Annotated in this window: 21 protein-coding genes; 2 read left to right on the top strand and 19 right to left on the bottom strand. The window is 28.6% G+C overall.

The features are described from left to right. Window positions 1-20: 20 nt before the first annotated feature. The 19 genes from PTZ02_RS05320 to PTZ02_RS05230 all read right to left on the bottom strand — a co-directional run bounded on the left by PTZ02_RS05320 (window position 21) and on the right by PTZ02_RS05230 (window position 13041). Complete coding sequence (locus PTZ02_RS05320) at window positions 21-350, bottom strand: YjcQ family protein (RefSeq protein WP_274226781.1); 330 nt, start codon at window positions 348-350, stop codon at window positions 21-23. 102 nt (window positions 351-452) lie between these two features. Beyond that, a complete protein-coding gene (locus PTZ02_RS05315; protein ID WP_274226780.1) occupies window positions 453-1163 on the bottom strand; it encodes a hypothetical protein in 711 nt (236 codons plus the stop codon). Between the two features lie 84 nt (window positions 1164-1247). Continuing rightward, window positions 1248-1979 carry a hypothetical protein gene (locus PTZ02_RS05310; RefSeq protein ID WP_274226779.1) on the bottom strand — a complete coding sequence of 244 codons (732 nt, stop codon included), beginning with the start codon at window positions 1977-1979 and terminating at the stop codon, window positions 1248-1250. Between the two features lie 84 nt (window positions 1980-2063). Then, the gene (locus PTZ02_RS05305) at window positions 2064-2819 is read right to left on the bottom strand and encodes a DNA adenine methylase (RefSeq protein ID WP_274228063.1); all 756 of its coding nucleotides are present in this window, start codon (window positions 2817-2819) and stop codon (window positions 2064-2066) included. A 300-nt stretch (window positions 2820-3119) separates the two neighbouring features. Continuing rightward, on the bottom strand, window positions 3120-3377 hold the full coding sequence (locus PTZ02_RS05300; RefSeq protein WP_274226778.1) for a hypothetical protein: 258 nt from the start codon (window positions 3375-3377) through the stop codon (window positions 3120-3122). A 140-nt stretch (window positions 3378-3517) separates the two neighbouring features. Further along, window positions 3518-4081, bottom strand: coding sequence for a hypothetical protein (locus PTZ02_RS05295; protein WP_274226777.1), 564 nt, complete (start codon window positions 4079-4081; stop codon window positions 3518-3520). Window positions 4082-4262: 181 nt separating this feature from the next. Further along, window positions 4263-4916 carry a hypothetical protein gene (locus PTZ02_RS05290; protein WP_274226776.1) on the bottom strand — a complete coding sequence of 218 codons (654 nt, stop codon included), beginning with the start codon at window positions 4914-4916 and terminating at the stop codon, window positions 4263-4265. Between the two features lie 194 nt (window positions 4917-5110). Further along, entirely contained in the window at window positions 5111-5953 is an 843-nt protein-coding gene (locus PTZ02_RS05285; protein WP_274226775.1) for a hypothetical protein, read from the bottom strand. A 119-nt stretch (window positions 5954-6072) separates the two neighbouring features. Next, window positions 6073-6708, bottom strand: coding sequence for a putative metallopeptidase (locus PTZ02_RS05280; RefSeq protein ID WP_274226774.1), 636 nt, complete (start codon window positions 6706-6708; stop codon window positions 6073-6075). Continuing rightward, window positions 6699-7124 (bottom strand): DUF1064 domain-containing protein, encoded by a 426-nt coding sequence (locus PTZ02_RS05275; RefSeq protein ID WP_274226773.1) that lies wholly within the window; start codon window positions 7122-7124, stop codon window positions 6699-6701. Before PTZ02_RS05275 ends, PTZ02_RS05280 begins: the two co-directional genes overlap by 10 nt. A gap of 24 nt (window positions 7125-7148) precedes the next feature. Then, window positions 7149-7883: a DnaA N-terminal domain-containing protein gene (locus PTZ02_RS05270; protein WP_274226772.1), complete on the bottom strand. Its 735-nt coding sequence runs from the start codon at window positions 7881-7883 to the stop codon at window positions 7149-7151. Between the two features lie 9 nt (window positions 7884-7892). After that, window positions 7893-8639, bottom strand: a complete 747-nt coding sequence (locus tag PTZ02_RS05265) for an MBL fold metallo-hydrolase (RefSeq protein ID WP_274226771.1) — start codon at window positions 8637-8639, stop codon at window positions 7893-7895. A 2-nt stretch (window positions 8640-8641) separates the two neighbouring features. Continuing rightward, a complete protein-coding gene (locus PTZ02_RS05260) occupies window positions 8642-9544 on the bottom strand; it encodes a recombinase RecT (protein WP_274226770.1) in 903 nt (300 codons plus the stop codon). Window positions 9545-9546: 2 nt separating this feature from the next. Then, complete coding sequence (locus tag PTZ02_RS05255) at window positions 9547-11493, bottom strand: AAA family ATPase (protein ID WP_274226769.1); 1947 nt, start codon at window positions 11491-11493, stop codon at window positions 9547-9549. After that, on the bottom strand, window positions 11494-11796 hold the full coding sequence (locus PTZ02_RS05250; RefSeq protein WP_274226768.1) for a hypothetical protein: 303 nt from the start codon (window positions 11794-11796) through the stop codon (window positions 11494-11496). Beyond that, complete coding sequence (locus PTZ02_RS05245) at window positions 11793-11936, bottom strand: aspartyl-phosphate phosphatase Spo0E family protein (protein WP_274226767.1); 144 nt, start codon at window positions 11934-11936, stop codon at window positions 11793-11795. The genes PTZ02_RS05250 and PTZ02_RS05245 overlap by 4 nt, the downstream gene beginning before the upstream one ends. A 33-nt stretch (window positions 11937-11969) precedes the next feature. After that, on the bottom strand, window positions 11970-12410 hold the full coding sequence (locus PTZ02_RS05240; RefSeq protein ID WP_274226766.1) for a helix-turn-helix domain-containing protein: 441 nt from the start codon (window positions 12408-12410) through the stop codon (window positions 11970-11972). 103 nt (window positions 12411-12513) lie between these two features. Further along, window positions 12514-12798 (bottom strand): helix-turn-helix domain-containing protein, encoded by a 285-nt coding sequence (locus PTZ02_RS05235; RefSeq protein WP_274226765.1) that lies wholly within the window; start codon window positions 12796-12798, stop codon window positions 12514-12516. A 51-nt stretch (window positions 12799-12849) separates the two neighbouring features. Then, a complete protein-coding gene (locus PTZ02_RS05230) occupies window positions 12850-13041 on the bottom strand; it encodes a helix-turn-helix transcriptional regulator (RefSeq protein WP_274226764.1) in 192 nt (63 codons plus the stop codon). A gap of 150 nt (window positions 13042-13191) precedes the next feature. Here PTZ02_RS05230 and PTZ02_RS05225 point away from each other — a divergent pair, with 150 nt between their 5' ends. Both PTZ02_RS05225 and PTZ02_RS05220 read left to right on the top strand, forming a co-directional pair. Continuing rightward, complete coding sequence (locus PTZ02_RS05225) at window positions 13192-13551, top strand: helix-turn-helix domain-containing protein (RefSeq protein ID WP_274226763.1); 360 nt, start codon at window positions 13192-13194, stop codon at window positions 13549-13551. 92 nt (window positions 13552-13643) lie between these two features. After that, window positions 13644-14729 carry a DUF4236 domain-containing protein gene (locus tag PTZ02_RS05220; RefSeq protein ID WP_274226762.1) on the top strand — a complete coding sequence of 362 codons (1086 nt, stop codon included), beginning with the start codon at window positions 13644-13646 and terminating at the stop codon, window positions 14727-14729. The last annotated feature ends 95 nt before the right edge of the window (window positions 14730-14824 follow it).

The raw sequence follows: 14824 nt of genomic DNA, 5'->3' as shown, positions 1-14824 counted from the left end.
ACAAGTAGCTACTCTTTTCATTACTTAATAAATTCTTTTATTTCTTTTATGCCCTTATATATCCTTGATAGAGCAGAGTTATCTTTTAAGTATTGTTTTCCTTTGCTTGTTATAGATATTTTTTTTATTACTGATGTTAACCCTTTCTTTTTTGCTGCAACACAATTAATTAATCCTTCATCTTCTAAATCTTTAATTATCTTACCAAATGCTTCCCAATCTAACTTATACTCATCAGTACTGTATTTACTATGGTGAGGTATAAATATTTGTTCACCTTTAATAAGTCTATCCTCATTACATTCCAATTCTTTTAATATACTATATTTAATTTTATCCATTAAAGTCATTTACTCTCACCCCCATTATGTATTTCTACATTATCGAGGAAAATCCTTTTATAGTAAACTTATATCAAATTATAATTTACCATTTTCGATATAAAGGAACTACTAAAGATTCTTTCGGTTTGCTATACTATATTTTTCAACATATAAAGAGCTTATTTCGTTAGTTAATTCTATAAAAAAATCATTGTACTCTAAAATCCACTTCTCTAAAAAATCAATCATAGCATAATGTATTTTTCTAACTTCATCAAGTGTAGGAGCTTCATGGTATATCTTTTTTTCATAAGATAAGAAATCTAAATTTTTACCATTCAAATCACACAGTTTTTTATTAAAATAAAGTGATTCAACGCATTTGCCATTTATCCTTATGTTATCATTTAGTTTGGTGATTTTATTAATCTGGCTATTTAAATCTTTTTTATAGTCTACTGTTATTTTTGGGGGAATAATACAGCAAAAATCTGCAAACTCATCAAAATAATTCATAAATTCACTTATCGATTTATGTAATATCTTATAATCCAATATTTTTTCATTTAATATTTGTATCTTTAATAAATTGTTGCTATATCTTAAATTTTCATCTTGAATTTTTCTAGTTATTTCTTTATTTTCTTCTTGTATTTTTCTTGTTTCAATGATAGATAAAATAACTGCTGCTAATGTAGCAATTCCTCCGATTATTCCTCCTAAAAAGCTGTAATAATCTCCATAAGGACTATGATATGTTGCATTCCAAACTAAAAGACCTATACATATTATAAAAGTCATGGAAGAAACTATATAATAGATTTTTTCTTTTTTCTTCATTCTATCACCTCAATGTAAAATATTGTTCATTAAGATTACATTTACTTTAATAAACTATATAAAACAATTAATCAATTAAGAGTTTTAAGGATTTAAAATTACTTCGTATACTTGAATAAAATCAGTAATTTTTATAGGTACATTCCCCTTAAAAATATCACCAATATTAAATAATACTTGTCCTTCATCTATGTCCTTATCGAATATAAATCTATATTCGCATTGTTCCTTATAATAAATATCCTTCCAAAAGAACCGTCTATTTTGTCTATTCATAAAGTCTTCAATTTGCTCTTTATATGGTACATTTACATCATAAAAAATTACATTATCATGAATAACATTTATATTTTCTTTTTGACATGTTTGCTCAATTTCTTTGATTAAATTTCCTGCTTTTATGAATAACACTGAATCTCTTTCGCCATCATAAAAAAAATTAAGCATATATCGTTTCTTGTCATCTGATAAATTTAATTTGTAACAGTTTTCCTCCTCACAAAAAATAAAATCGTCGTCATATAAAGAATATAGACAAAACATTGCTTTAGTCATGTCTTTTTTATAATAAAATTCTAATTTGCTATCATTAAAAGGAATTTCAAATTGATCACTTTTTAATATTGCTTTTTTTGCTTTCATTGGAACTTTTAATTCATGTTCATCTCCAATGCATTTTTTTATTTTTGTTTCTTTTTCCAATCTATAAAAGTAATCTGCGTTGTTAGTATAAATACTTCCATTACATAAACTTTCTAAATCTTGTTTTCTTCCAAATTTCAGAAAATACAATGGTAGTTTACTTGTTACTTCCATTACCATCACCCCTTATAAATACTTCTACATAAAATTTGTAATTCCTTTACAGTTCTACAATGTTTAATTAATATTGCTGGCAAATTAATAATTCGTAATTATCAATTCCTTATATCCTTTCCTAGCTTTCTTTTCTTTACTTACAGAATAATGTACTTCAACTTCTTTTAAATTAAATCCTTTATACCATTCCCTAACTTTTTCATGATCATTTATAGTTAACAAAAACTTTCCTTTGATACTTGCGAGCCTGTCCCTCAACATTAAGTGTTCTTTTTCTCCAAACTCATTACCATAGCCAGTTAAATCAAAATATGGTGGATCTGCGAAGAAAAAAGTATTCTCTCTATCATACTTATCTATTATTTTTTCAAAAGATAGATTTTCAACATAAGTGTTTCTAAGCCTATCTTTAATATCTGCTAATACTCCTTTATAGAATATTTGAGGTTTTGGCTTAGAAGTAGTTCCATATCCATAATCCTTCCCCTTAGCAGCGAAACTTTGACTTATCAAATATAAAAACCTAACAGCTCTATTTATCTCAGTAAGACTTGCAATGCTATGATTCTTATATTCCTCAAAAATATCTCTACCTGAAAACTCATATTCAAGCATTCTTTCAATCTCAGGAGCATGATATTTTATCATTTTAAAGAGGTTTATTAATTCCTTGTCTATGTCATTAATCACTTCTACTTTTGAAGGATCCTTCCCAAAATAAACCCATCCTGCTCCAAAGAATAATTCTACATAACATGTATGCTCTGGTATCATTTCAATTATTGTTTTTCTTAGTTTTGATTTTCCTCCCATACGTGGGATTGGTGGTTTTAACATTGCCATTCAATTCACTCCTTATTTTGATGATTAGGTTAATTCACACCGCCCATTACACCAAAATAAAAAACACCCAAAATTAATTGAGTGTTTTACCACAGTAACCACGTTGTAAGTCCCTGATTACTTAACATTATATAATAATATCTATTAACATTTTATACTATTAATATTTGATATACAAGGACATAAAATAGACATAATTATAAAATCATAATGGTTCTATATTAACATCCAGATCAGTATTTTCTCTCTTATTTTTTAATATTAATTTTCACTTTATTTAATTATCTTAAATTTTTATAATGACATTACTTTACTAATTAATGGTAGAACTTCAATTAGTTTTTGTTTTTCATAACAATTAATTATAAAATTATAATTCACTCCATGTTTCTTTGCTGATTCATTATATAATACCTGAAAAATTGATTGTCCAAATCCATACTCACAATTAAGTATTCCTGCTAGCTTTATAGCATCTCTTTGTGATATATTAAATCCTATACACCATCTTCTAGAATAATTACTATAAAACAAATCATCTTCTTTTAACATATTCTCACCCCCTCCAAATAATATTATCACTTTTATACAAAATTTAGTATAGTTCTAGACTCTCTAACTTTTATAAATTTTGGTAAACTAATTAGCTACTTATATCCTTTTAAGAAGTATTATTTATCTATTGATGAATTCTACAAACTAAACTTAATCCCATCAATCCCAAAGAACAACACACTCAACTCTTCAATAGCTCTCTTCTTATCTCTCCCAATAGTTTTATCACTGCAATCTAACTCCTCAGCTATTTCAGCTATTCTCTTTTTCTCAAAATAGTATTTATATATAACATCATATCTTCTTTTCTCATTATAGTTCTTTGATAACTTTGCCTTTTGCTTATAGAACTCGATAGCAGTCTCTATATGTTTAACTATAATCCTTGTCCTAGTTTTAGTTCTCTTTATTGCTCCAATATATACTCCCTCATATTCTTCATCTTCACCAATCATTAAGTCATTCTCTATTAAATCTAATACGTCCTCTGGATCTTCTTCAAGTTTATTTTCATCTTCTATTGCATAATCTATGTGCGTTATTAGATTCTCATAGTTTCTAAGTAATAAATCTGTATTTCTAAATCTTCTATCTCTTTTTCTCTTTGCCTTCTCTTTTTGCTGCTTCTCACTTTCATAAAGAACCTCCTTTACTATTAGTGAAAGAATGTCTTTATCTATATTAATATTTGTATTAATCATTCATCTTCCTCCTATCGTTAATTTACTTAATTTGAACTAATATTTATATACTAACTATAGATTATTTCTGTATTGTTAAATAAAAAAATATCGCAAGTCCATTCGTTTTTTCGAATAGTGCGATATTCTAATTCAATGTTTATATATAAATATAATAAGATCATTGATGGAGTTGGTTTTACTATTCTTTTTTCTCATACTTTTTAACAACAAGTTCACGAGCCTTAGTGGCATGAATACTTTGTACGTTTGACTCAATTGTATTTATTTCATAAATTCCATTATATAACTTCAAGCAATAGCAATATCCTGGAACTAAGATAACAACCTTGTAAAATTGCTTTTCCATAACTAATTGAATATTTTGCATTTCTTGAGTAGCTTTCATTATCATCCTATCATTTGCATAAATATCTGAAAAAATAAATAACCAATTCCACTTAAAATATTTATATCCGTTGCCATTCAATTTATTTAACTTAATTTTAAAAGCCTCTAATATTAAATCAAATGAATCTTTACCAGGTTTTCCTGCTAAAACTCCTCCTTCTAGATTACCTCCACATTTTTTTATTTTTGCTAATGATCCTTTTTTATCCCGAACTCGATTATAACATATGTCTGAATATACATTTTCTGCATTTATTTGATCTTGCTCTCTTGCATTGGTCACCTCGATTCCACATTTTCCATCACTTGTTTGTAAATCAGGTTTATCTTTGATTTCAAGATTTACAAATTCTTCTGGATAGAGTTCTTCAAGTACAACTTTTGCATAGCATTCATAATAATCATTATTCATATATTTTGGTAGTGGCTCATTTTTATTTATCATATTAACACTCCTAATACTTTTACATAACATCTATAAAATATAATAATCTATTTACTAATATCACAGTATTCAGTTTGCAAAAAATATACAGTATTTCATTGTTTATTTTAGCTTGATTAGCTTTTAAACTACAAAGAAAGAAATACCATAAAATTCATTAACGTTGAATAGTAATGTACTTGCTCTTAATTTTTTTAATTGATACTTTCTATTTTATGAATAACAACTTCTTCATCTTGTATATTCTCTTTTAAGTAATCATATTCCTTATTTACCCAATTATATAAATCAATTATTATTTTGCAAGTCTTCTCAATATTATCTTGTACTGCTTTTATGCTACAAGGAATACATTCACTTAAAAATATATCCTTGCCTAGAATCTTTCCACCATCTTCAATCACCATTGGTAATCGTCCAACTATCAAGCTTTCATTTACAAGATAGAATAATTCATAAAATATCTCAGGCTTCAAATCACTTTTATATCGTGTTAATATTATATTAATTTGTGTTGATATTTCATTAAACCTATTTATCAATAGCTCACTCCAACTAATTGAAAGTTCAATTGTTGCTAAGTTGGAGTCGTCTGAGAGTTTAATACCTTCTGAAATGTTTTTTATAGTTTCAAATCTAAACAAATTATTAATATCATTAATACGCTCATCTTTTATTAAACTACTAAGTTCTACTTTTAACTCCATGCCATACCAAATAGAACGAACGTTTTCTATAACTGCTTGAATTTCACGATGTATCGCACACTTTAATCTTAACAGTTCTTTCTCTTTTTCTTTAGCATCCAGTAATTCAGGAATAAAGTTTACAAGTAAATAAAACATATAACTTACTATGTAACCAACACTTAAATTGTATAATAACATATCTGAATTATTGGGTTTTATAAATATTGGGGCAATCTTTAAAGGTATAATACTTAATATCGGGATGTCACAAAACTTTATTGAAATAAAAATTGATAACACACAAAATATAGTTAGTATTATAAAATATATTATTTTTCTCTTCGCCATATAAACTCCTTTTATTTACAGATACTTTCGATAAGAAAATTATATCATGCTTACAATAAATTAAGAACTAGCATAAAAAATACCGCATTATTCAATTATCAAAGAACATCATCAAACTATTATTTAGCTTGTCTCATATCAATTCTCATTTGCCTATCAGCTTTCTTTAGCATTTTAAAGTCATCATCATCTAATGCTATTTCCTCAAGTAAATTAGGTATTGGTGTTATTGTTGTACCCCAACCTAATCCTAAGGCGCCTAAAACTTCTTTCCACTGCTTAACATCTGGTTCAACTATCTTGTCACAGTCAATCTGTCTTAAAACACTGTAGAGATGCGCAATAATTTGCTCGTTGCTTATTCTTGATATCCAAAACTCTCTACTCTCGATTATGAATTTGTATCCAGTTAATTCTTCAACTTGAACTGGAACCTTTTTAATTTTCATAACCCAATCTTTATCCTTGTTTATTTCATCACCAACATAATCTTGATCCTCTATGAATAATATCTTCTCAACATTTATGTTTATAAAGCCGGGGACCTTTTCCTTGAATGCCTCTTTAATCTTCTTTGCTTTAGGATAGTAAAAATCATTTTTAATCCAATATTTCAAGCCATACTTTCCATTGTTTAATGCCCTTATTTTTTGGATCTTGCCATTCCCAGTACCTTCAACATACTGCAAATTAAAACCTACGCAATTTATTTCTTGTACTTCTCCAGTTACTTCATTTTGAATTTTTATATGCATTTCTTTTTATTCTCCCTTCTAACCTTTTTTAATTCTTCATACTCTATCCATCCATCTTCATTCCCATGCTTTAAATTCCTTGCAACCCATGTCAATTTAATTTCTGGATACCTAGAATCAAACATCTTTCTTCTCATATCACCTTGCTGAGTGTTTGTCCCTTTAACGTCTATTAGCTCAGTAGTTCCATCTAGGTGAAATACAAGAAAGTCTGGTGTGTATGTTATAGCTCTATGAGTTTTACCATTCTTTTTGAAACTTCCGAGTAATTCATATTTAGGCTGCAATTCAAAGTTAATTATCTTCCCTTGAGCCTTTTGCCTTTTGAGATACTCATAATATTTACCTTCATCCTTAGAATCAAATGTTATCCCATCGATAACTATTTTTTTAGCTCCGTATTTGCTATTTATCACTTTAACACCTCCATGCTTGCACCATTAACACTCAAGAACATCTATTGATTTTTTACAAAGCAACTCCATAGGTTGCTTATACTTACTCTCGATATATGTCTTTTTAAAGTCATCTGGTGCCCTAATAATTATCTTGTTATCTGCTTCGTTAACCTCACATGGTTCAATCCATGTTCTATAAGCAATTTCTTTAAACTGATCTAGAAACGCTTTTCTAAATCCAGTTAGGCTAGAAAGAGGAGGAAGGGTTGGGGGTTTATCTTCTCCTTCTTTCTTTTCTTTTATTTCTTTACTATTCTTATTAATTTCTTTAATTTCTTCTTTTGTGTACCCTCCGTTGGCCCTTTGTTGTACCTTGTGTTGTTCCTCTGATGTATCTTCCGTTGTACCTTGTGTTGTATCCTCTGTTGTACTTTTGGTTGTTCCTTCACCTTGATAAACTTCATAATTTACAATGGTTAGAGTTGTACCGTTAGGTGTACCATTTTTAGTTAACATACCTTCCTTTTCTAATAACAAAAGGTATGTCCTAACCTTCTTCCTACTCCATCCCCATCTTTCACCTAACTTGATCTCTGATGTATAATAACTTCCCCTAGGAATTGTCACTGTTTTATTACCAATTAGTAGGGTTTCATCTTTCCATCTCATAAGCTGAATAAGGTCTACAAACTTTTGAAATTTTTCAGCATCTTGATATATCCAATGCTCAAATATTAATCTATCTAATTTAATAAATCCCCTATTTCCCTTATCCATTTTTGCCTCCTATAATTCTAAGTTAATTTCTAATCCTTTGTTTGCTATATATACAGGCTTTCCTGTAAGCCTCTCTATTTGACTTTTAAACTCTCTAGCGTTGCTGTTACTATCTGATAAGTGAATTAACACTACGTTGTTTACTACGCTTAAATCATTTGCTTTAAGAAACTCTTTAACATTCTCTAGGCTAAAGTGAGATTTAATTAATCTATCTCTTAACACTGGATGAATTATCTCATTATCTAGGTTTTCTTCTAGAATATCTTGACTATAGTTACACTCAATAAGAATATGATTTATATTTTTGAATTTGTATTCGCAGTAGTAACTATCAGTTATAAATAAAAGCTTTCCTAACTTTTCATGTTGAATAAGAAACCCTAAAGGCTCTACTGCATCATGCTTTGTACTAAAAGGTAGTACTGTAAATCTTCCAACCTTAAATTGATTCTCTGATTTAATAAAATGTAATCTGTGATAAGTTTCTATTGCCTCACATTCTTTAAGAATTGCTCTTGTAGTTCCTAAGCTTGTATAAACATCAATTCCATCCTTTAATAGCTCCCTTATTGCCTTAGAGTGGTCTTTATGCTCATGAGTGATTAAACACCCTACTACGTTACTTAAATTGAAATCTAGGCCTTTTAGGATTGTTTTATATTGTAACCCACACTCAATAATTAAAGTTTCTTCATTGTTTTGGAGTAAGTAGCAGTTTCCACTACTACCACTCCCTAATACTTTTAGTTTCATTATTAAAATCCTGGTCCTTCAAGTTTTGTTTGTTGTAGTGTTTCTGTCTTTGTAGATATAGGCTCTACATCTATAACCTTTGCTTCGGTTTCTTTAATATCAATTTCTTTAGTGTTTGCATTTTCACTTATTTCCTGCTTAACTTCATAATCTACGCTAACTAATTCTCTATCTTCAAATGGTTCTTTATCTGAGTTATTAAAGGCTTCAACTAAAATATCACTATCATCTGATGTATTAACAAACATTTTGCATGCTCTATTTATTACAGTCTTCTTTGCCATTTCATCTGTAAAGTTAGTATGTGCCCCTGATTTACCTTTTGCGTAGCCTTGATTCCATGAATTTTTAATTTGAGTTATATTCATAACCTCTGTATGAATTGGCCCCTCTTCACCTAAAACTATTGCAAAGGCTCCTTTAATTTTATTAAGATCTATATTTTCAAATTTAGGATTATATTTAGTAATCTTAAGTGTTGCCGTTTCAAGGTTAAATTCTTGTTCAAATTCATCGCCTTCATAAATGCAATATGCTTTAACATCTTTTACACCTTTAATCCTTTTAGCTACTGCTACAGTTCCCATATAACTTTTCATTAGCTGAAGCTTATTTCCGTATACTACAAAATAACATTGCTTTTTAGAGGGGCTTAAACCTTGAATAACCATATCTAATAATGCATTTGCTATACTTGACTTAGTACAAACTTGTAAAGCTGGTTTCTTCTCTCTATCTATAGTTTCCTGTAATATTAACCATGCACTTTTAATAGCGTTTTCTGCACTATACCCTGGTGGTATTACTAGATCACCTTTTTTATTTAAATCCTGTACTCTACTCAAAACTTCATCTGTTACATTCTTTTCTTGAACTGCTACTGCAGCTGTATTTTTATCTGACATATCTATACCCCACTTTCGATTCTTAATGGTTTATCTTTGCTAACAATTAGATTTATAATTTGACTATTTGTATCTATAAGACTATTTACAGACTCTCTATTATCTATAAATATTGGTGCTTGTACATCATAGAAATTTGACAAAGCATTTATTATATCTAGACCAGCATTATATTGACTTGCTGTATTTGCATTACTAAATGGAACACCATCTATAAGTGCCTCGCAGCATTCATTGATTCCTCCATTTACTTGAACATCAAATAATTTGAATTTTACATACTTGAACTTATCATTGATGCTTTGCTCTAAAAGGTTAACTTTAGTTTTTATAAATTCCTCGCATAGATACTCTGTCTTTTCTAGATCTGCTATTTGTTGAGCTAATTTCTTCTCATCTTCTAAAAGCTCATTTATTCTATTTTTTACTTTTTCATTATTTTCTTTAGCCGCTAGTTGATTGTTAATCCCTTCAAGATCAATCTGTAAGTTTATCTTCTTATTCATAAGTTGGTGAATGTCTTGATCCCTTTCTACTGGCTCATTAATTTTGTCTTCTAACTCTTTAATCTCAAGTAATAATTTTTGATATTCCTCGTTTGAATCTAAATCTATTTCTATAGTGAAATTACTTAGTTTTTCTTCAAGTTCTACTTTTAAAGCTGTATATTCTTTAATCTCACTATCTAATGAGCTAATTAATTCATTATTCTTTAGTAATCTATCTTCATATTTATTAAGCTCTTCTTTTTTTCTTTTACCTTCAAGATTTATATTTGCTAGTTGCTTTGATATATTTTGATTATGATTTTCAGATAGCTCTTGTTTTAATGCTTCTATATTCTCTATGTCTAATGGTCTTTTGCAAGTTGGACATATGAACTTACTTTCATCTAATTCAAAAGGAGCTTTTTGAACTTCTTCAAATTTAACTCTTAGATCTACTAATTCTTTTTGTAATTTTTCAGAAATTAATGTGTTATTTTGAAACTCTCGCTTTGTACTATTTAAGTCACTATTAAGGCTTGCTAGTTTACTTTTAACTTCCCACTCTAATTTATTGTGAAGTTCAATCTTTGGTTTTTCAGCGTTTTTCATTTCTGAAAACTCTATTTCTTTAAGTTTAGATTTTAATTTATATATCTCATTTTGATATTGCAGCTTTTCTTCATTTACTTTGTTTCCATCTAATATCTTACTTTCTATTGAGTTAATCGCACTTAATAAACTTCTCTTTTGAAACTCTATTGCTTCAAAGTCATGTTCCTCTATTGAGTTATTTAGCTCATCAACTCTATAGGGTATGGATTTCTTATCTTCGGTTAATTTTTTCTTTTTAGCTGCTGTAACTTTCTTAAGTTCATCTATACTATCTGTGTTTGAGAAATCCTTAAGCTTTGTTAACTCTTCATTTGAGGATACTATTTTCTCATTAGTTATATCTCCAACAATTTTGAGAATTATTTCACGTCTATCTTGCCATTTCATGTTTGTACTAAAATATAAAGGGTTAGTAATTAACTTAAAGATATTTTCATCTATAATTTCATTGATTTTCTTCTTATATTCATTCATTTTTGTAGGTACTTCATCAATGTAATAGCTTGTCTCTGTTCCTTTAAGCTCACTTTCAACTTCTCCACGTTTCTTTACCCATTTCTCTTTTAGAATCTTTTTTAATCTTATTTCTTTGCCTTCTATATCTAGAAAAGCTTCAACTTCTGTTTCTAACATATGAACTACATTGTTATTTTCATCTAATGGTTGAACATCAAATTTACTTCTATCTTGACTATCTTTATCAAAGAGCAACCATGTAAAACCATCAAAAATAGTACTCTTCCCAGTTGCATTTTCTCCAAATATATTTGTAATATTTGAAAAGTTTATATTAAAATTCTTTATTCCTTTAAAGTTCTTTATTTTAAGACTTTTTAACTCTATATTCATTTATACTTCCTCCAATTTCATTCTTATTCCCATAGGCTTTATCTCTATATTTAAGCCTTCTTGTTCTGAATAAACTTGTCCATTTTCAATATTATTCTTGAATTCTTTCTTATTTTGCTTTATTCTTAAATTACATACTTTTACAGATTTAATTGCGCCTTCGGGTGCTCTTTTTTTATCTTTAATATAACAGGCTGAATTTTCTCGCTTACAGCCTTCAATACATAAGTTGCTTTTACTACAATGTAAGCAACATAAATCCCTACCATCAACAGGACATTTATCAACCCTACAAAATATCATAGGCATTCCTCCATTTCTGATTTTCCTTTCATAGCTTGTACTATAAACTCATCTAGTTCTTGACTTATCTCTATTGTCTTCGGATCTAATGGTCCGTATAAACTGATATATCTGTATAACTTTTCCCTTAGCTCCTCCATATATTACCCCCATAAGTATTTATTTAGTTCTTATTACTCTTTTGCATATGCTACAACTGAAACGAGTTTACCTGCCACGTTATTTATCATCTCTATACTTGTGTGAAATTCATCCTTCTCTTCATCAGAGATAACTCCATCAGACATTATCTTTTTAATTACCTTTACTGCTGGATCTAATTCATCTTGTGCCAGTATTGTTTGAAAAGCCATATCTACATTAGTTTGTGGAGTAACTATATTGGGTAGGTACTTTCCTAATACACTTGTGTTTTTGATATGCCACCATGCTAGTAATGGAGCTTCATATATTCTTGTCATATTGTCAACTATGTCATCTGGAACCTTAGTCTTGCTATTTTCATAATCAGATAATGATCTATCACTTATATTTAATAGTTCTGCAGCTTTGATTTGTGTAAATCCCGCATTTTCTCTGCAGATTTTATAATAGTTCAAGCATCTTTCCTTCATTCAATTTCATTCCTTTCTAATTTAGAATTAAAGTATATTAATCATATCTTTTAATTCAAAACCTCTTATAATAGCGGAGCTCCCACTTGCTCTGCTTTTTCCCTTAACTATTAATTTCAACAACTGTATTACTAATTCTCACTATTATGTTTCTTAACTTACTATTCTCTTTTTCCAATTCTCTAACTTTCTTCTCTAATACAACCTCATTTTTTGTTTTATAGTTGTTTTCAACTACATTCATATATTCCATGAGACTACTCTCATGAATTCTCCAGTCCTTGCCTACCTTAAATGCCTTAATATTGTTTTTATTGATTTCTCTTAGCACTGTATCTTTGCAAACTGATAATATTTCAGCTGCTTCTATTGTTGAGTATGCTTTCATAAAACTCCTTCCTTTCTGAATAATTTTCAATTTATATGTTCCCTTACGACACTATGAGTTTAAAAAAATATCATCATTTTCATATCTAAATAATTTCTTTATTTGTATAGATAATTCAAATGATGGATTTTTTTTACCTAGTTCAATGTTTGTATAAGCTGATCTGCTTATTTGCAGTCTATTAGCTATCTCTTGCTGCGTTAATTCCGATTCAATTCTTAAGCCTTTTAATGCTTTTCTCATTTTACCACCTCGTTTCTAAAAGGAACTCTAATATTATAATAGTTCCTTTTAGAAACATTGTCAATATTTTTATATACTTTTTGTTCATTATTGACACATATGTTTATTATAGAAACAATACAATGTAAAATTTAAGTAGGAGGTGTCTATATGTCATTTAGCGAAAGACTCAAAATTTTACGAAACTCAAAGGGCATAACTCAGCAAGATTTAGCAGATATATTAAAAGTAGAAAGACCTACTATTGCTGGTTATGAAACTAAGGGAAAACAACCTGATTATGATAAACTATTAATATTATCTGATTATTTTAATGTTTCAATTGATTACTTGCTTGGTAAATCAGATATTAAAGAACCTGCAGAAAAGATTATTGAGAAAAATAAAGACACTGAATATACTTTAGCTTTACATAATGCTAAAGGTTACGATGATAATCTTCCAGAGGAAGCTAAAAAAGAAATTGATAACTTTATTGAGTATATAAAAAATAAATATAAAGATAAATAAAAGTGTCCTTCGGGGCACTTCCTTTTAAAGTTTTTGTTGGGATTTTTTTATATTTAAAATAATTATTTACAATATTATGAGGGGGTAAATTTATGGGATTGAAAATGAGGAGAAGCGTCAAATTAGCTCCAGGTGTTAGATTGAACGTAGGTAAGAAAAGTATGGGTGTTAGCTTTGGAACAAAAGGTGCCAGGTATAGTATAAATTCAAGTGGAAGACGTACTACTACAGTGGGAATTCCTGGAACTGGAATATCCTATTCTACTACTACTTCAAAGAAATCTAATTCAATACATCCAAAGTCTTCTGTTTCTTCACAGAGAGTGCTTGAAAAAGAAGCTCGATTACAAGCAGCGAAAGAAGAAGTTGATGAATATAATTCTCTTATTACATCAATTAAATCCATACATAAAGTATCAGACCCTATAATTAGTTGGGTCAAGCTTTATAATATACCAAAACCTTTTGAAACTGGAACAATTGGTCCAAATGAACTTAATGCTAGAAGAATATTAGAAAACTATAAACCTGGATTTATTGCAAATATATTTAAGTCTATGCAAGTATCAAAAAGAAAAGCTTTGGAACTAAATATTGCAAAAGCTAAAGATGAAGATACAAGGAATTATGAGTTATGGCTCTACCAAAACAGCCTTGCTTCAAAAATACTAAGTGGTGATATTGATACTATGCTAGAAGTAATTGAGAAAAATCGTCCTCTTGATGATTTACTTGCTTATGGAAGTGAATTTGAAATATTTATTGAAGACCCTAAGACAGCTGAAGTTGAGTTTGAAGTCTTATCTAATGAGGTTATTCCTGATTATGTTTTATCATTAACTTCAACTGGCAAGGTATCAAGTAAAAATATGCCTAAAGGTGCTAGGTTAGATTTAATTCAAGATTATGTATGTAGCTGTGTTTTAAGAGTTGCAAGAGATATGTTTGCAATTCTTCCATTCGAAACTGTTATAATTCATGCAAATGATACTACCTTAAACTCTGTAACTGGACACGATGAAAAAGTAACTATTTTATCCGTAAAAATTGATAAGAAAACATTATACAGTCTTAATTTAAATAGCATTGATCCATCTGACTCAATGAGTAATTTTAAGTGCAATATGCAATTTAGAAAAACTTTAGGATTTAAACCCATTGAAAAAATTGAAATATAAATTGATTTTTTCTATATATGTAACCTAAATAATAATTTACTATAAATTATATAATTTTATAAATAATAACATATTTTTACATTAACGAGGTATAT

Source organism: Clostridium sp. 'White wine YQ', assembly GCF_028728205.1.
In the GTDB taxonomy this organism is placed as follows: Bacteria; Bacillota; Clostridia; order Clostridiales; family Clostridiaceae; genus Clostridium_T.
The sequence above is the reverse complement of the archived record's forward strand: the minus strand, read 5'-3'. Positions and strand labels throughout refer to the sequence as shown.